Origin of the sequence: Haladaptatus sp. W1 (genome assembly GCF_001723155.1) — an archaeon.
GTDB lineage: Archaea > Halobacteriota > Halobacteria > Halobacteriales > Haladaptataceae > Haladaptatus > Haladaptatus paucihalophilus.
Window position 1 is genome coordinate 14,087 of the sequence record NZ_MEIH01000293.1, and the last position, 17,306, is coordinate 31,392.

The 17,306-nt window shown below is 62.9% G+C and carries 18 protein-coding genes; 9 read left to right on the forward strand and 9 right to left on the reverse strand.

Translation table 11 applies throughout. The features are described from left to right. The first annotated feature begins 30 nt into the window (after nt 1-30). Together BG842_RS14175 and BG842_RS14180 are read left to right on the forward strand one after the other, a co-directional pair. Nucleotides 31-306, forward strand: coding sequence for a hypothetical protein (locus BG842_RS14175; RefSeq protein WP_069451233.1), 276 nt, complete (start codon nt 31-33; stop codon nt 304-306). Nucleotides 307-686: 380 nt separating this feature from the next. Continuing rightward, complete coding sequence (locus BG842_RS14180; RefSeq protein ID WP_069451291.1) at nt 687-1,331, forward strand: uracil-DNA glycosylase family protein; 645 nt, start codon at nt 687-689, stop codon at nt 1,329-1,331. On the opposite strand, the gene BG842_RS14185 is transcribed toward BG842_RS14180, so the two are convergent. The 3 genes from BG842_RS14185 to BG842_RS14195 all read right to left on the reverse strand — a co-directional run bounded on the left by BG842_RS14185 (nt 1,297) and on the right by BG842_RS14195 (nt 2,160). Then, nucleotides 1,297-1,485, reverse strand: a complete 189-nt coding sequence (locus tag BG842_RS14185; protein ID WP_007982122.1) for a hypothetical protein — start codon at nt 1,483-1,485, stop codon at nt 1,297-1,299. The genes BG842_RS14180 and BG842_RS14185 overlap by 35 nt on opposite strands. A gap of 77 nt (nt 1,486-1,562) precedes the next feature. Next, a complete protein-coding gene (locus tag BG842_RS14190) occupies nt 1,563-1,751 on the reverse strand; it encodes a hypothetical protein (RefSeq protein ID WP_069451234.1) in 189 nt (62 codons plus the stop codon). Between the two features lie 37 nt (nt 1,752-1,788). Further along, complete coding sequence (locus BG842_RS14195) at nt 1,789-2,160, reverse strand: hypothetical protein (protein ID WP_069451235.1); 372 nt, start codon at nt 2,158-2,160, stop codon at nt 1,789-1,791. 300 nt (nt 2,161-2,460) lie between these two features. Between BG842_RS14195 and BG842_RS14200 the strand changes: the two genes are divergently transcribed. Both BG842_RS14200 and BG842_RS14205 read left to right on the forward strand, forming a co-directional pair. After that, a complete protein-coding gene (locus tag BG842_RS14200) occupies nt 2,461-3,060 on the forward strand; it encodes a hypothetical protein (protein WP_069451236.1) in 600 nt (199 codons plus the stop codon). Between the two features lie 104 nt (nt 3,061-3,164). Next, on the forward strand, nt 3,165-4,100 hold the full coding sequence (locus BG842_RS14205; RefSeq protein ID WP_069451237.1) for an MBL fold metallo-hydrolase: 936 nt from the start codon (nt 3,165-3,167) through the stop codon (nt 4,098-4,100). 596 nt (nt 4,101-4,696) lie between these two features. Here the strand turns inward: BG842_RS14205 and BG842_RS14210 are convergent. The 3 genes from BG842_RS14210 to BG842_RS14220 all read right to left on the reverse strand — a co-directional run bounded on the left by BG842_RS14210 (nt 4,697) and on the right by BG842_RS14220 (nt 7,371). Continuing rightward, nucleotides 4,697-5,443, reverse strand: a complete 747-nt coding sequence (locus tag BG842_RS14210) for a ribonuclease H-like domain-containing protein (protein ID WP_069451238.1) — start codon at nt 5,441-5,443, stop codon at nt 4,697-4,699. An 87-nt stretch (nt 5,444-5,530) separates the two neighbouring features. Beyond that, a complete protein-coding gene (locus BG842_RS14215) occupies nt 5,531-5,899 on the reverse strand; it encodes a response regulator (RefSeq protein WP_069451239.1) in 369 nt (122 codons plus the stop codon). Further along, a complete protein-coding gene (locus tag BG842_RS14220) occupies nt 5,896-7,371 on the reverse strand; it encodes an ATPase domain-containing protein (RefSeq protein ID WP_069451240.1) in 1,476 nt (491 codons plus the stop codon). Before BG842_RS14220 ends, BG842_RS14215 begins: the two co-directional genes overlap by 4 nt. A 329-nt stretch (nt 7,372-7,700) precedes the next feature. Between BG842_RS14220 and BG842_RS14225 the strand changes: the two genes are divergently transcribed. Further along, nucleotides 7,701-8,561: a Rieske 2Fe-2S domain-containing protein gene (locus BG842_RS14225; RefSeq protein WP_069451241.1), complete on the forward strand. Its 861-nt coding sequence runs from the start codon at nt 7,701-7,703 to the stop codon at nt 8,559-8,561. A 50-nt stretch (nt 8,562-8,611) separates the two neighbouring features. Here the strand turns inward: BG842_RS14225 and BG842_RS14230 are convergent, their stop codons facing one another. Together BG842_RS14230 and BG842_RS32550 are read right to left on the reverse strand one after the other, a co-directional pair. Further along, complete coding sequence (locus BG842_RS14230) at nt 8,612-9,745, reverse strand: citrate synthase (RefSeq protein WP_069451242.1); 1,134 nt, start codon at nt 9,743-9,745, stop codon at nt 8,612-8,614. Between the two features lie 97 nt (nt 9,746-9,842). After that, entirely contained in the window at nt 9,843-9,965 is a 123-nt protein-coding gene (locus tag BG842_RS32550) for a hypothetical protein (RefSeq protein WP_256388533.1), read from the reverse strand. Between the two features lie 163 nt (nt 9,966-10,128). Here BG842_RS32550 and BG842_RS14235 point away from each other — a divergent pair, with 163 nt between their 5' ends. Continuing rightward, nucleotides 10,129-11,121 (forward strand): glutathione S-transferase family protein, encoded by a 993-nt coding sequence (locus tag BG842_RS14235; RefSeq protein WP_069451243.1) that lies wholly within the window; start codon nt 10,129-10,131, stop codon nt 11,119-11,121. Between the two features lie 68 nt (nt 11,122-11,189). Further along, nucleotides 11,190-14,435 (forward strand): glucodextranase DOMON-like domain-containing protein, encoded by a 3,246-nt coding sequence (locus BG842_RS14240; protein ID WP_254663176.1) that lies wholly within the window; start codon nt 11,190-11,192, stop codon nt 14,433-14,435. On the opposite strand, the gene BG842_RS14245 is transcribed toward BG842_RS14240, so the two are convergent. Then, a complete protein-coding gene (locus tag BG842_RS14245) occupies nt 14,390-16,003 on the reverse strand; it encodes a right-handed parallel beta-helix repeat-containing protein (protein ID WP_069451245.1) in 1,614 nt (537 codons plus the stop codon). The two genes, BG842_RS14240 and BG842_RS14245, sit on opposite strands and share 46 nt — an antisense overlap. 188 nt (nt 16,004-16,191) lie before the next feature. Between BG842_RS14245 and BG842_RS14250 the strand changes: the two genes are divergently transcribed. Then, entirely contained in the window at nt 16,192-16,749 is a 558-nt protein-coding gene (locus tag BG842_RS14250; RefSeq protein WP_069451246.1) for a thioredoxin family protein, read from the forward strand. Nucleotides 16,750-16,853: 104 nt separating this feature from the next. Further along, nucleotides 16,854-17,273, forward strand: a complete 420-nt coding sequence (locus tag BG842_RS14255) for a DoxX family protein (RefSeq protein ID WP_007982101.1) — start codon at nt 16,854-16,856, stop codon at nt 17,271-17,273. Nucleotides 17,274-17,306: the final 33 nt, after the last annotated feature.

Sequence of the window (17,306 nt, forward strand, 5' to 3'; positions counted from 1 at the left end):
GCATCGGACCGAATTGCTGTTTTTCGCGGGATGAAGTCCAGTGAGTGTACGGAGAATGGTGAAACAGACTGGAGCGGCGCGGATGCGCTGCTCCGGACCGCACAGTATCGGGTAGAAAACAAAAAGGGAGGGGGAAGAGAGCAGCGGAGAAAGAGAGAAGAGAGAACAGCGGAGAAGGAGAGAAGAGAGAACAGCGGAGAAGGAGAGAAGAGAGAACAGCGGAGAAGGAGGGAAAACGGCGACGGTGAGAACGGAGGCATAGGAAACAAGATATTCAAATTATTTCGGTTGGAAAATCCCATTTGAATTGTTTTTAGCAAATTGGGAAATCATTGGCAGAGCTTATCGCCCAATATCACCACAAGAACTAAATAGTAATCTCGCCGTTGTACTATGTGTTATGTCATACCAAACAGGAGGGAACGAATAGGATTCGAAGAACGACCCGCGAAAAATCACGGCTTTGCGCCTGTCAAAATCTACAGCTCTGTGTCTCTGGTTCGGTGCATCTCCCGATGCATCTTCCAATTCAGGTCTACCGGTTTTCGGAAATACGACTCCATTCGAACGTCCGTTGAACCCGACAGCGGTGCGGTTTCGCGGACCGACGCGCTTTTTCATACGGGACTGCTACGGAGGGTGTGCAATGGCTTCACGAGGATGAACGGACGAGCAATCCGTTCGGAATGCAACCACCCTGCCAGTGTAACGTCACACACGACGGGGACTGTGCAGTGTTCGGCTACGGCGACGCGAACGCGGACTTCCACCTCATCGGCGACCATCCGGGAGCGCACGGCGGCATCGAGTCGAACGTGCCGTTTACCGGCGGCCCCGTCGGGGAGACGCTACAGCCGGTGTTGAACGAGGTCGGCCTCATCGGCGACGTGTACAGCAACCGGCCGACCATCGCGAACCTGTTCATGAGCTACCTCCACATGTGCAGGCTGCCCGACGGTCGGCAACCCACGCCGCGAGAGTACGACGACATGGAGCGGTTTTTCGACGCCGAACTCAGGGCTATCGCCGCACACATCCTGCTTCCGGTCGGCCGAACAGCGACCGAACACGTCTTCTGGGAGTTCACGGCGCAAGCCGAAAAACACGGAATCGGCGACGGACGGGACGGCCCAGATATGGCGGCGCTCCACGCCGAGGAGATCAAAGGACGGGGCTTCCTCGTCGTCCCGGTTCGTGACCCGCGCGAGTGGGGACCGAATGACGGCGACCGCCTTCGGGAGCGACTGAACGGAATCCTGTCCTCGGACTACCAGCAGACGGTCGATTTGGGGCGCTTCATGCCGGACGCCGATCCGTACGAGGTTCGGTGACGACGCGAACGAGTCCGACCACGATTCCCGCGACGAACTCGACCGCGAGCAGCGCGACGGGAAGCACGATGAACGAAGCGGCGAGAAAGCCGAGCGCGATGCCGCCGATGATGGCGGCGCGTTTCCAGCGCGATTCCGGGCGTTCGAACTCCATGCGGCGAGAACGTCGAGCGGGCGGGTAAAACGCGGTGAGCGTTCGACCGGTAAGGAGAGATTACCGCGAAAATCGGGTCACGGGAACGGGCCGGTCCACTCGTCCAGACAGTCCTCGCTACAGAAGTGGAGGGTCACGTTCTCCGTTTGGTTGGCGGTGACGCTGTGTCGAACGACCACCGTCGGGTGGTACTCCGAGAGGTTGACGAGTTTGCCGCAGTTAGCACAGGACGTGAACTCCTCGTCGGAGCGGGTGGGACTGGGCATAGAGTCACCACGGCCCGAAGGCGCGTAAACGTATGGTCTAGCCGCCGAGTTCGCGTCTGTTTGCTCCGGAGTCAGTCTCCCGTTCGACGGAAACCGTGTTTTCGACCGCTTCGCGCACGTCCTGTTCGAGGACCGAGAACGCCATCGCGCGGACGAACACCTCGTAATCGGCGTGCGTCTCGGTCTCGTCCTCGGCGACGATTTCGGTCACCATCTCGATTTCGGAGTCCTGTTCGGAGAGTTCACAGACGCGAAGCGACACGTCACGATTCCAGAGATTGCCGATACACTCGCCGACCGACCGGTACAGGGCGGAGCGCATGCTCATCCTGGAACCGACCCGTTCCCGAACCTTGCCCGCGAGTCGGTGCACGACTCGCCTGTACTCCCGGCCGTCGAAGTTCTCCATCGTCGTGGAAAGCTTCCATTTCGAGATATTAAAACCCCGACCACGGCTTCGACGACGAAACGGAACCGTTGGGAACCGGAAACTACCAACGAGCGGCCAGAAGATAAATGAGACCTTTATCATCGTCGTAGACCCAATACCTTTTTAAAATCAACAAGAGATATTGAACTACATGGCACGCGAGCAACGAAACGACCGATTACCGAGACGACCGACAGTCTCGGTGCGAAGTAACGACGAGAATCCCCAACCGGGCACTCGAAATCGAGTGGAAAGCGACGCATACCAAGGGACGAAACGATGAGCGTCAGTTCCGACTCGACCGCGGGAGACGGGTTCGAACACGCCACGGAGGAGTCCGTCGAACCGCTCTCCCGCGACAAGATATTTCATATTCTCCAGACACAGCGACGTCGGGACGCGCTTCGGTTCCTGAAGGAGACCGGCGGCACGGTCGAGATGCGCGATTTGGCAGAACAGGTCGCCGCGTGGGAAAACGACACGACCGTGCAGGCGCTTACCTCGGACGAACGCCAGCGCGTCTACATCGCGCTGTATCAATCTCACCTGCCGAAGCTCGAAAGCGAGGGAATCATCCGCTACAACAAGAGCCGCGGCATCGTCGAACGCGGACCGCTGGCCGACCAGTTCGATCCGTATCTCGACACGGCGAACGAATCCGCCTACGAAGTCGAAACGAAAGAGAGCGAATCGAGCGACGACGAAATCCCGTGGTTGCGCTACTACCGAGTTGCCACCGTGGTCGGAATCGCCGTCGTGGCGGCGGCGTGGCTCGGCGTCCCACCCGTTTCCTTCGTCCCCAACCTCATTTGGGACGTCCTCATCGTCGCGTCGTTTACGGCGCTGTCACTCGCCCAGCTCCTCACGGACGACGAGTAACGAGTACCGCTCCGACGTTCGACACGCCGACGGACGACACTCGTTATCGAAAGAAATATAAAAAATATAATGAGTGGTGATGCTCGAAAACAGGTGAGAACCGAATTCGACTCGAAAACTCGGAGTTCGAGGGAGAAAACAGCGTTTACCTCCTCGGTACCGATACCGATGCTCCCACGACACTCATCGACACGAGCGTGCGAAAGTCCGAAACGCTCGATTCACTAGAGTCGGGATTGGCCGACTACGGCTGTTCGGTCGGCGACGTGGACCGCGTGCTCGTCACCCATTGGCACACCGACCACGCCGGACTCGCGGGAACCGTCCAAGCGCGAAGCGACGCCACCGTCTTCGTCCACGAGGACGACGCGGCGCTCGTCGCCCAAGACGAGTCGGCGTGGGACGCCATCGAAACCCGCCAACAGCGCCTCCTCGACGAGTGGGGCCTCCCCGAGCACATCCAGGACCTGGTGTTCCAGCACGCGCGGAAAATCGGTCGCCTCGACGGTCCCGAACCGACCGTCGAACCGTTTTCCGCGGGCGACCGCTTCGACTGCGGCGACGTCGAACTCGAAGCCGTCCACCTCCCCGGCCACACCGCCGGTCTCGCGGGGTCCGCCTTCGACGGCGACTCCGGCCGCGAACTCTTCTGTGGCGACTCCCTCCTCGAAAACTACACACCCAACGTCGGCGGCGCGGACGTCCGCCTCGAAAACCCGCTTGCGGCGTACCTCGATACGCTGTCGCACGTCGTCGGGGAGTCCTACGACCGCGCCTGGCCCGGCCACGGCGACCCGCTCGAACCGACGGAGCGCGCCCGCAAGATTCGGGACCACCACCGCGACCGCGCCGGTGACGTCACCGACATGCTGGAACGACACGGCCCGACCGACCCGTGGACCGTGGGTTCCCACCTGTTCGGCGACCTCGACGGCATCCACCTCCTCCACGGCCCCGGCGAATCCTACGCCCACCTCAGACATCTCGCGGAAGCGGGATACGTCGAGCGCGTCGGCGACGAGTACGAACTGGTCGAGTAACCCGATTTGGACGCGCTCTTCGAGGACCGGATAGCGACGAGTCCGTAATCAAGAGTTCGCATTCGAGACCGGGAAACGGATGTTTGGTGCAGTCGCTACGAACAGCCGGTGGTTTCGGTGTGATTGCAATCGCTACGAGATGATTTTGTTTTTACAAGGAATTCAACCACCGAAGAGGAGTCCCACCTAGATACAGCAACCGCACAGCATCGCAACAGCCACACCCTCCCCAACCGATTGCGTTTCTCGGCCTCCGAAAGAGCAGAGCTCTTTCGTGCTCCCCCTCGCTCGCACGGGAAGACAAACCGCGTCTTCCCTGCCCTCGCTCGTTTCACTCACGAGGACTTCACTCACTCGGGGAACTCCGGCCTCCGATACCTGCGGGCCGCGGCCGCAGGTCAGCGAGACGCGACGCGTCTCGCAAGCCTCATCCCTCGCGCAACTTCACCGAGGCAGTCCGGCCAGCGTTCGGCCGGACCGCCTCGCCAGCGCGCGCCACACTGGAAATACGAGCGAGCGAAACTAGAAACCGATTACACGGAGCTAAAAAAGTCAAAAGCGTGTCGAGACGGAGCGGAACTCGTGTCGGAATCGCGTCAGGGGAGGTGTCGCGCGAACACGTCGTCGTGGAGCGTCTCGCAGGCGTAATCGAGAATCGTCTCCAGGTTTTGCGTGTCGTACTGGTTGTACCGGACGAGGATGTCGAGGGCGTCCTCGTCACCCGCTTCGTACTGGTGCCAGAGTCGAACCGCGTCCTCGCCGCCGATGTCCATGCCGCCGCGACTGATGTCGAGGTCGGACTCCACCGCGCTGAGGCCGCCGGTGAGACCGAGGCGCTTGCAGACGTACATCAAATCAACGTGGGGCGTGTCGAGCGACAGGTCGAACTCGTGTTCGAGGAACGGCTGGTCGAAGCGCTTGCCGTTGAACGAGACAATCAGGTCCGACTCGCCGAGTTCGCGCCGAAGGGCGTCCGCGGTCAAATCGTCGCCGCGGACGAGCGTCTTCGTCTCGCCGTCGCGGTGGAGGCTGACCGTGGTGACGACGCTGGAGTGGTGGCTCAGCCCGGTCGTCTCGATGTCGAAAAAGCAGGTGGAAGAGCGGAAGTTCTCGTACAACCGCCACCCCTCGCCGCTGGGGAAGGCGGACGCGAAAAAGGCGGAGTTTCCGTCGTCCAAGTGCTCGCTCGCGGTGGCGATGAACGACTCGATTCGGTCGCCGGTGGCGTCCCCAACGTGCGACGGGTCGAACTCGTCCCAGTGTGTGACGCCGTTTCGCCACAGTTTCCGTTCCGTCTTCTCGCCCACCCCGCGGACGGGAATGAAACTGTTCTCGATTCGCATCGACCGAAGGATACCACGAGAGCGTTAAATGCGTTGTCTCTCGCGGACGAAAATTGTCAGTTCTGTGAATGAAAACATGACCGAAGCTTACTCGGCGCTGAGCATGCCGCGAATCGTCGCGCGCAAATCGGCGGTATCGACCGGCTTTTCGAGGATGGAGCGAACCCCGCGGCTGATGGCTTCGCGCCGGAGGCGCGGCGGCGTCTCGGGTGTGAGAACGACCATCGGAACCCCACGCTCGTGGAGGTCGTCACACCGTTTCCAGAGGTCTGCGGTGTACCCCTCCGTATCGAGGACGGCAACGGCTATCGACGCCTCGTCTCGGAGCACGGTGTCGAACTCCGCGACGGACGTGACGGTGGTCGCCTCACAACCCTCCTCGGAAACGAGGTCGGCGAGGAGCGAGAGGTTGCGCTCGTTCTTACTCAGGACGAGCACGGATGACGAAGCGGTCATTCATCGTCGAGGTCCGGCGCGGATTCGACCCACTCGGGAGCGCCCGAGAGGACGCCGCGAAGACCGGTGAGCGGTTTCCCGACTTCGACGCCGTGTTCGGTGATGCGGAACTCGCGGAGGGTGCGCTCGAAATCGCTGGTTCGTTTCTTCAGCACGCCGATGGCCTTGCGCATCTCGCCGGAGATTTCGAGGTGGCGAAGGAAGACGAGGGTGTCGGCGAGATAACTGATACCGGCCTCGGTCGCGCGGAATTCACCGGTCACGGTGCCGATTTCGTCCACGAGGATGACGGTGACGCCCATGCTCTTCAGGTAGCGCGAGAGGGTGTGGAGCTTTCGGACCAGCGTCTCGTTGTCCTCGCTTTGGACCGACAGCTTGTACCCCTGTAGACCGTCTATCATCACGATGCTGATGTCGTTGTCCTCCACTTCGTGGCGCACCTTTCTGGCGAACTCCATCGCCGAGTGGTCGAGGGGTTCGACCTCTTCGACCGAAAGTGTCCCTTCCGCCATCATCTCTTCGACCGGGATGCCGACGGATTTGTTCCGTTGCATGAACGTCTCGGTCGATTCCTCGAACATGTAGATTATCGACCGCTCGCCGCGATTCGCGGCCTCCTTCATGAACTGCGTTCCGGCCGTCGTCTTCCCGACGCCGGTCGGACCGCTGATGACGGACACCGTGCCGCGCTCGATACCGCCGTGCAGCAGTTCGTCGATTTCGGAGACGCCCGACGGGATGGGTTCGGCGACGTACTCGCCGTCGGACTTGCTCGTCGTGAGTTCGGGATAGACGGCGAGACCGCCCGCCTCGATTCGCATCGAATGTCTCCCCTCTCGAATCGACGAGCCGCGGAACTTCGGCACGTTGATGGTGCGACCGCGTTCCGACCGTTCGAGTTCGATAGTACCGTCCGTCATGTACTGGAGGTCGTCGTCCGGCGAGTTCTCCGTGTTTTCCGACGTGACGAGAACGGTCGCGCCCTGCTCTTTCAGGTAGCGCATGAACGCGATGACCTGCTTTCGGAACTGGTACTCACCCGAGGTCAGGTGTCGGAGTTTCGTGAGGGGGTCGATGAACACCCGATCCGGCTGTATGGTTTCGACGCGCTCGGTTATCGCCTGCGTGAGCGGTTCCTGTTCGACTTCGCTCGGAGAGAAGATATCGTAGGACTGGTCGTCGACGAACACGTCCGAATCGGGACTCAAATCGAGGAAGTGCACGTCGTCGAGGTCGATACCCAGCGTCGCCGCGTTCTGTCGAATGTCAGATTCCGATTCCTCCAAATTGACAAACAACACCGTCTCGCCCGCGTCGAGACTCGCGGTGAGATACTTCATGCCGAGAATCGTCTTCCCCGTTCCCGGATCGCCTCGAACGAGATAGCTCCGTCCCGGAATGAGTCCGCCGTGCACTATCTCGTCCAGTCCGGGCACACCGGTCGATATCCGCTTCGGTGGACTGAGAGTCATACCCTAGTACATGATCGCGGGAACGCACATATATCTCTATTGGGCGTGAACGGAACGAATCGCAAGGGAGCGGCGACCCGATTCGGGCGGAAATAGGTGAAACGGACCGTGACGTGAGCAGTCTGAGAACGTGTATGGCAAAGGATGGTTTCGAGATTATGACGATGTAGCAGAAAACGAACACTTACCCGGAACCGTCAGGGGGTAAGCACCGGCAGCCGTTCGATTGGCAACAAATAACAAAGGAAGAGAGGGACCTAGCGACGCCATCGCGTGAGCCGCTCGTCCACCGGCCCTGACGGGGTGAGCGACACGCAGGTGAAAATACGATGCCCGACGCAGACACCGACAAATATCCGGAAGAGTCCTCGCGCCGACGGTTCGTGAAAGGAGTCGTCGGCAGTGCGGCGTTGGCCGGTATCGGAACGGGAACGGCGGCGATGATGAAAACCGCGACGTCGCCCTCCGGAGCGGGTGGCGGGACCGTCGAATACTACGGCGTCGAGAACATCGCCGGACCCGCACCGCGGGGGATGCCCCAAATTCCGGTCGAACTCGATAGCAACGGAGACCTGAGAGGCGTGTGGCCCGAGGTGAAGCAGGTCGAACGAAACGGCAACACCGTCACCATCGCCGAACAACAGATGGGGGGAATCACGTACTCCTCCCAGTGGTTCCAATACTGTGGCGTCCAGACGTATCCCGGCATCCAACCGGACGCGGAACAGGACAACTACTTCCGCTACACGTCCTCGCAGTACACGTGGCAATCAGAATCGGTTTCCGCGGGGGATAAGGTCAATATCGACGACTTCGACGACTACAGGACGTGGGGGAACGACATCGGAAAATCCGGGCTCGGAAAACCCGCCTCCGCGACGTGGCGGTCACAGGACGTGGAAGCGAGCGGGACGATTCCCGTCCAGATAATCAGGAGCGCGGCGATAGAGGAGAAAGCGAAGAACAACCAGTGGTTACAGGCGAGCACGCAGGAGGGGTTCATCGCCATCCTCGACAAGTGTACGCACTTCTGCTGTGTGCCGCTGTTCAAGGCCGACCCGGGGAGCGCGAAGTTCAACGCGCAAAACGACATTTACTGTCCGTGTCATCAGTCCGTCTACGACCCGTACGCCATCGAACGGCTCTCGTTCGTTGCCCTGCCGCGGCCGACGGATTCGTCGGGTGAGTAGGGGTAACGAGCAGTTCCAGAGTAGAGTAATTCCCGATTGTCACTTTCCGACTACCGCTCCTCGACCGGCTGCCACTCCCGATTTTCCCCGCCGACGTAGGCGGAACGCGGCCGGATGATGCGGTTGTCGTCGAGCTGTTCCAGACAGTGTGCGGTCCATCCGCCGACGCGGGCGATGGCGAACGTCGTCGTGAACAGTTCCGACGGAATCCCGATACCGTGGAGGAGGACGGCCGTGTAGAATTCGACGTTCGTCGCCAGACTGAGGTCGGGCCTGCGTTCCGCGAGCAGGTCGGTCGTGGTCGTCTCGACCGTCTTCGCCGTCTCGAAGAACGCGCGCTCGCCGCCCGACTCGTAGAAGGATTCGGCGGCCGACGAGAGCACGGCGGCCCGCGGGTCGCGGACGTTGTAGACTCGGTGGCCGAAGCCCATTATTCGCTCTCCTTCGTCGAGTTTCTCCTCGACGTAGCCCGCCGCGTCGCCCGAGTCGTGGATGTCGAGGAGCATGTCGAGAACCGGGCCGGGCGCGCCCCCGTGGAGCGGCCCCTTGAGCGCGCCGACCGCGCCCGTAACTGCCGACACGAGGTCCGTTTCCGTCGAGACGATGGCTCGTCCGCTGAACGTCGAGGCGTTGAGGCCGTGGTCCACGACGGAGTTGAGATAGGTTTCGAGACCGCGCGTCTCGGCGTCGGTCGGTTTCTCCCCGGTGAGCATGTAGAGGTAGTTCGCGGCGTGCGAGAGGTCGCCGTCGGGGGCGACCGGTTCGTTCCCGCTTCGGAGTCGCCAGTAGGCCGCCACGATGGTCGGCAGTTGCGCGACGAGGAGGCGGGCTTCGTCCTCGGGGCCGTCCGTTTCGTGGTCGAGCGTCGCGGCCGCGACGCCCATCCGAAGCGCGTCCATCGGGTCGGCGTCGTCCGCCGCGGCCGCCCGGAGCAAGTCAAGCGTCGCATCCGAGAGGTCGCGGTAGGCGGCGAGGTCGGTGCGGAAGGACGCCAACTCCTCGGCGGTCGGCAGGCGGTCGTTCCACAGGAGGAAGACAGTCTCCTCGAACGTCGCGTGCTCGGCGAGTTCCGCGAGCGGATACCCGGCGATGACCAGTTCACCGGCGTCGCCGTCGATGTAGCTGCGTCGGGTTTCCGCGACGATGACGTTCTCCAATCCCTCGTTGATGGTCTGGTCGGTCATGCTTCGAATGAACTACGAACGCCGGAGAATATATACACCCTATATTTCCTATTACAGATATAAATTCGTGAGGAATCGTGGGGCGTCCGGAAATCGCTCAGTCGGGTGCGACGGACGCGTTCGATTCGAACGGGTCGGAAATAGAGCGGAAGACGAGGACCGACTCGACGGCGACGAACGCGAAGAGGAGGGATTTCTGGATAGATATACAGAAAGACATCTAGACAGAAATGCAGAGAGATTTCTAATTGGACAGGAAGATACCCTTCGAATGGGTCGGGAGGATTACTCTCCGACCCATCCCTTCGACGAAATCCCGACCGAACCCGGAAGGAACGTGGGGGAGCCTCAGTCCTAAGGCTGGGAGAACCCAATCCACTGGCATGAACATGCTCGTGGACGGCGAGTGGCGGACCGACGCGTACGAGAGCACGAACGAGGAGGGTGAGTTCGAGCGACAAACGACGTCGTTCCGCGAGTGGGTCGAGGACGACCCGGAGAGCGAGTTTCCGGCGGAGTCGGGTCGCTATCACCTGTACATCTCCTACGCCTGCCCGTGGGCACACCGGACGCTCCTCGTGCGGTCGCTGAAGGGACTCGAAGACCACATCTCGGTGTCGGTCGTGGACCCACACCGGCAGAACGACGGCTGGGAGTTCTCGCCCGACCGGCCCGGCTGCACCGCGGACAACGCGAACGGGGCGGAGTACCTCCGAGAGGTGTACGTGAAGGCCGACCCCGAGTTTACCGGACGCGTGACGGTGCCCGTCCTCTGGGACGAGGAGCGCGAAACCGTCGTCAACAACGAGTCGGCGGAGATAATGCGGATGTTCGACACCGCGTTCGACGACATCGCGGACCGCGACGTGACCCTCTACCCCGAGACGTACCGCGAGGAAGTGGACGAGACCATCGAGGCGATCTACGACCCCATCAACAACGGCGTGTACCGTGCGGGGTTCGCGGAGACCCAGACCGCCTACGAAGCGGCCGTGTCCGACCTGTTCGACGCGCTCGACCGCTGGGAGGAGGTACTCGCCGACCGGCGCTACCTCTGCGGGCCGGAACTGACCGAGGCCGACCTCTGCCTGTTCACGACGCTCGTGCGCTTCGACGCGGTGTACGCGACGCACTTCAAGTGCAACGTCCACCGAATCACGGACTACCCGAACCTCTGGAACTACCTGAAGGAGTTGGCACAGCTACCCGACGTTGCCGAGACGGTTCGAATGGACCACATCAAGGAACACTACTACCGAAGCCACGCGGACATCAACCCGACCGGAATCGTCCCCGTCGGCCCGGATCTCGACTTCGATGCGGACCACGACCGCGAGCGGTTAGCGGGCGGCCCGCCGGACGAGATTCGGCGATAAAACGCTCAGAATACATAGATAACCATCGTTGGAAAAGTATGAAGTAACTAATCATCTTACTTCCAGAGGTGCGCGAGAATACATTCGACATCACGAGGCGGAGCGCGCTGGCACTCTTGGGAGCAGGTGTGGCCGGAGCGATGACGGCCCCCGTCGCGGCGGGCGAGCGACCGACCGGCGGCAGCGACGCCCACTGGACGACAGGCGAGAAGTACGGCGTCGGCACTGTCGCCGACCACGGTTCCGACGACCCTTCGCGGGTCTGGTTCACCCTCACCGAGGGCGCACTGACCGAGGCTCGATTCCCGCGAATCGACTACATCAACCTCCGAACGCTCGATTTCGTCGTGGCAGACCCGGCGGACGGCTACGTCGCCCGCTCGTTCAACGTCTCCCGCTTGGACGACGAGGAGGAGGGCGTCGAGCGGACGACCGAGATGGCGGACGACGGTTCGCTCTCCTTCCGACAGACCATAACCGCGACCGACGGCCGGGATTGGAAACTCGTCGTGGAGTACGCGGCGCATCCCGACCACGACGCGTTCCTCGCCGACGTGAAGTTCGACGGGGGCGGAGCGAAGTACGACGTGTACGCCCTCGCCGACACGGCGTTCTCGAACAGCGGGATGGGCGACGTTGCACACGCCAAGGAGAATGGCGGCGAGTCCTACCTGTCGGGCCACGACACGACTGACAACGACGGGAACGCGGTCATCCTCGACGCGGACGGGAACCCCTACAACGTCGCCGGGGCGCTCGCCGCGGACGGCGGCTTCGACTGGACGACGGTGGACGTCGTGGGGGGCGACAGCCTCTCGCCGCTGCTCACGGATGGAACGGCCGAGACGAGCTACGACGAGGCGGCCGGAAACGTCGCGCTCGTCGGACGGCTCGGGCGGAAGACGGACGGCGTGAACGGGACAATCGCGTTCGGCTTCGCCGAGAACGCGGACGAAACGAGCGCGTACGAGGAGGCGAAAGCGGCACTCTCCTCGCCGTTCGGGAAGGTCCGCGCACGTTACGCGAAGTCGTGGCGAGAGTACCTGAAGGGAGTCACCGTTCCGAAAAGCGTTCGAGGGAACGAAGAGCTTCGACGGCAGTTCGACGCCAGCGCGATGGCGCTGAAAGCCGCCGAGTCGAAGCGGTTCCGCGGTGCGGGCGTCGCCAGTCCGAGCGTCCCGTGGGGCGAGGCCGTAGTTGCGAACGAACCGTCCGACTACGGGTACAACTTCGTCTGGTCGCGCGACCTCTATCAGGCGTTCACCGCGCTCTCGGCCATGGGCGACGTGGAGAGCGCCGTCGCCGCCGTCGAGTACCTGTACGAGTATCAGCAGGACGACGCGGGCTTCCTGCCGCAGAACACGTTCCTCGACGGCCGGACGCGCTGGGGCGGCGAGCAGATGGACAACATCTCGTTCCCCCAAATCATGGCGTATCAACTGCGCGAACGCCACGACATCGGGTTCGACGACGTGGGCTACGACTACGAGAACGTCCGCCTCTCGGCGGATTACGTCGTCGGTCACGGACCCGCCACCGGACAGGAACGCTGGGAGGAGGAGTCGGGTTACTCGCCGAGCACGACGGCCGCCGAAATCGCCGGACTCGCCTGCGCCGCGGCCATCGCCGACGAGGAGGGCGAGGACGCCGACGCGCTCGTCTATCTCGCGCTGGCCGACCGCTGGCAGGCGAAGACGGAAGCGTGGATGGCGACGACGACAGGCACCGATGAGCACACGCGGACGCCGTACTACTTCCGCATCAACGACGACAAGGACCCGGACGACGGCGCGCCGCGGAGCATCAACAACGGCGGGCCGACGCTGGACGAGCGGAACGTTATCGACGCGGGCTTCCTCGAACTCGTCCGCCTCGGCGTCAAGCCGTGGGACGACCCGACGATTCGGAACTCGCTCGCCGTCGTGGACGACACCATCGAGGTCGAGACGCCGCACGGTCCGGCGTTCTACCGCTACAACGACGACGGCTACGGCGAGCAGGGTGAAAACGCGAGCGACGACTACCGCGAGGGCGGCCCGTGGTCGCTCGACAACGAGGGGCAGGGTCGCCTCTGGCCCATCTTCACCGGTGAGCGCGGCGAGTACGAACTCCTCACGGGATGCGACTGCGAGTACGACCCCGCATCGATGCTCACGACGATGGCCGGGTTCGCCAACTCCGGGCGGATGATTCCCGAGCAGGTGTGGGACCGACCCGATTCGACCGCCTACGGGTGGGAGTTCGGCGAAGGGACCGGCTCCGCGACCCCGCTGTCGTGGAGCATGGCGCAGTTCGTCCGACTGGCCTACGGCATCGAGGCCGGAAAGCCGGTCGAGACGCCCGCGTTCGTCGAGGGGCGCTACGCGGACGGCGAAGTCCCCGACGGACCGGCCCTCTCGGTCGAGTTCCCGTCGTCGCCGGTCACGCGACGGACCGTCACGGTCTCGGGCGAAACGGACGGCGCGACGGTCGTCGTGAAGACGCCGAGCCAGACCATCGTGCGCGACGGCGGCGCGTTCAGCGTCGCCGTCGAGGTCGGCGACGGCGAGAGCGGCATCACGGTCGCGGCCGCGACCGACGGCGATTCCCTCGCGGAGACGGGAACGACTGTGCGCCGGAAGACGGTGGCGTACGTCGACGTCGGCGACGAGGTTGCGACGTGGGACGACCCGGCGGGCGACGACGCGGGGCCGGGTTCCTACACCTACCCGACCTCGGGCGAGTTCGTGGACGGCGCGTTCGACATCGACTCGTTCGGCGTCTACGAAACCGACGACGCCTACCAGTTCCTGCTCCGGCTCGCGGGCGAGTTGACGAACCCGTGGGGCGGCAACGAGCTATCTTTGCAGACGATTCAGGTGTACCTCCGCGACCCCGACGCCTCGGGCGGGACGACGGACGCCCGCGAGGGCGTCAACGCGACCTTCGAAGCGCCGTACCAGTACCGCGTCGTCGCGGAAGGGTTCGTTCCGGCGCGCGTCGAAGCGGGAGACGGGAGCGATCTCACGCGCGACGTGACGATAACGGGCTACGAGTCGGTCGATGCGGTCAAGCTCGAACTGCCGAAGTCCACCCTCGGCGGCGATTTGACCGACATGCAACTCGTGCCGCTCCTCCTCGGACAGGACGGTTACAGTCCGGGACGGATTCGCCCCGTCAACGCGACGGCGGGCGGCTACACCTTCGGCGGCGGCCGCGACGATTCGATGAACCCGAACGTCATCGACCTCGTGACGCCCGAGGGAGTGAATCAGTCGAACGCGCTCGCCTACTCCGCCGACGAACTGGCGACGATTCCGTACCTGTCGCTGTAACGACCAGACACCGATTCGGTCGCGTTTCGCTCCCCGAGCGCGGTGACAACCGAGCGGTCCGTGCGGGAGAGGGAGGCGGTGACGGCGGAATCGTTGCGAACCACGCGACTGTCCGCGACTCTCGACCAGTTGCCGTCGTATCGCCACAGTCGAAGCGTCGTCTCGTTCACGCCAGCGGCCGCGACGGCGCGGGGGTCGTACCCCACTCGAAGATCGAGCGTCGAGTCGGACGACGTTCCGCTGACCACGAACGACCGACCGACGGGCGCGCGATTCGGCGGGGCTTCCGGCCGGTCGGTCGAGTCGAGGGCGACGTTCCGCCCCGAGAAGGACAGTCGCGTGCCGTCGAGCGAGACGTTCTGAGCGTCGAGGGACGAACCGCGTTCGGCGAACACGGTCCAGTTCTCGTTTTTCGTCGCCGTCACGTCGCGGAGACGAGCGGCGGAGTCGTTGAGATAGAAGCCCGAACTCGTCGCGCCGGGGATGGAGGCGTTGCCCGCCGAGCGTGCGACCGTCGTGTTCGAAATCCGGGCCCGAGAAGTCCCGACCAGTCCGACGCCGACGAACCCGCTTCCGGTGACGGTGCTGTCGGTCACCGCCGCGTCGGTCGAATCCAGGAAGTTGACGCCGACGAGTTCGTCGGTCGTCGTGGCGTTGTCCAGCGTGGTTCGTCGAGATTCGACGACGCTCACGCCGAGCAGACCCGAACTGGCGTTCACGTCGGCGACGGTCGCGTTCGTGCTGTTTTCCACCCCGAACCCGACGCGATTCGAGATGGCGAACGAGCGGGCGAACGTGCTGGCGCTCGCGTTGTCGGCGAAGAACGCGACGTTGTTCCCGGCGGCCACGCCTCCGCGGACGATCCCGTTCGTCCCGCCGAGGAGGAATCCGACTTCGTTCGACTGCCCGATGCTATCGACGACGACGGAACCGGTCGAACGGACGGACGCGAATCCGGCGACGTTGCGCGATAGGTCCGCATCGAGGACGCGCGTGTCGGTGCTGTCGGCGACGAAGATTCCCGCGGACTCCGATGGCCCCGGGAACGGACGACGTTGAGGATTCACGTTGGTCGTCGCCGTGACGTTCGTCAGGTCGGTTCCGGTCGCGTCGGCGAGTCGCACGCCGGACAGGTCGTTATCGACGACGCGAACGTCCCGAAGCGTTCCGTCGGTCGTCCCCGCGAACCCGACGCCGACTTCCCAGTCGGTCGCCGTCAGGTTCCGAACGGTGACGTTCCGCGCGTCACGGACGGACAGACCAGTATTTCCGCTGTTTCCGGCGCTCCGTCGGTCGGTTTTGCGACCGTCGATGACGTGGCCGCGACCGTCGAGCGTTACGTCGTCGGCGCGGATGTCGATGCAGGATTCCGCCGTCTCGGTTCGGACGTCGGACGCGAGGACGTAGCGGCCGGGCGTCGAAATCGTCGTACAGGAGTCGATGGACGTACCCGACTCATCGGGGGCGTCACCGAACGCCGGAACGGACGCACAGACCAGCGAAACGGCGAGCAGCAAAACGAACAACCGAACGAGTCGTGACGAACGCGCGGGGCGTGACGGTCGCATGTCCCCCGGCACGAGCGGCCGGTGCTTTGTTATTCGCCGGAAGCGACGTCGTAACGGCGAAAACGGACGGGGAGCGGCGGGTATCGTCGAAAGTACGTCAGTCGCAGCGGGTATCGTCGAATACCGACCCGGGAAACCCGAACCGTGTCGGGCGAACGTGTTTTGGGGGTCGGCGGAAATGATGAGATATGGTGATGAAAGAGTCAGAGGAGAAGATCGGACGCGACGACCCCGTTCCGAACTTCGAACTCCGCGGCACGGACGGAGAATATCACACGCTGGGCGACTTCGCGGACTACGACGCCGTGTTGCTGGTGTTCACCTGCAACCACTGTCCCTACGCGCAAGCGAAGTTCGACCTGCTCAACGACCTCGCGAACGAGTACGACGACGCGGCCGTCGTCGGTATCAACCCCAACGACGCCGACGAGTACCCCGACGACTCCTTCGAGGCGATGCAAGCGCGAGTGGAAGACGGGACGATAGGGTACGACGCCTACCTCCGCGACGAGTCACAAGAGGTCGCGGAGGCCTACGGCGCGGTCTGCACACCGGACCCGTTCTTGCTCCGCAACGAGGGAGACACGTTCACGCTGGCCTACCACGGCCGACTGGACGACGCGCTGAACCCCGACGCGGAGGCGACCGAGTTCTACATCCGCGACGCTATCGACAGCGTGCTGTCGGGCGAGGATGTGGACTTGGAATTCATGCCGTCTCGTGGTTGTTCCATCAAGTGGAAATGACGAAAATTAGAAGCAGGCGGTAACACTCGTGTCACTCCCCGACGTGAGTGTAACCGAATATTTTGGGAACCAGCTATAAGTTATAATTCGTCGTGGCGGTATCCATGGCAGAAGGAAGCGATACGGTAACGAAATCGACGGGGTTCAGGTTGGCCAGAGTGATTTACGGCGGTCTTCTCACGTACATGGGGATTTCCGGGCTCCGGAACGTCGAAGCGCAGGCGGGTTACGCGGAAGCCAAGGGCGTCCCGATGCCCGAAACGTCCGTCGTGGCATCCCACTGGCTCCTCCTCGTCGGTGGCGTCGGAATCACCCTGTGGAAACTTCCGGCGCTCGCCGCCAGCGCCGCCATCAGTTTCTTAGTCGGCGTCACCCCGTTCACCCACGACTTCTGGAATCAGGAGGGACAGGAACGACAGAACGAAGAGAACCACTTCCTCAAAAACGCGGCCATGCTCGGTGCGGCACTCGCCTTCCTCGGCGTCGCGGAATCCGAGAAGGCGAAAAAATCGACCGACGAATAACGAACCGAGCGACACGCGACGAACTGACCGGCG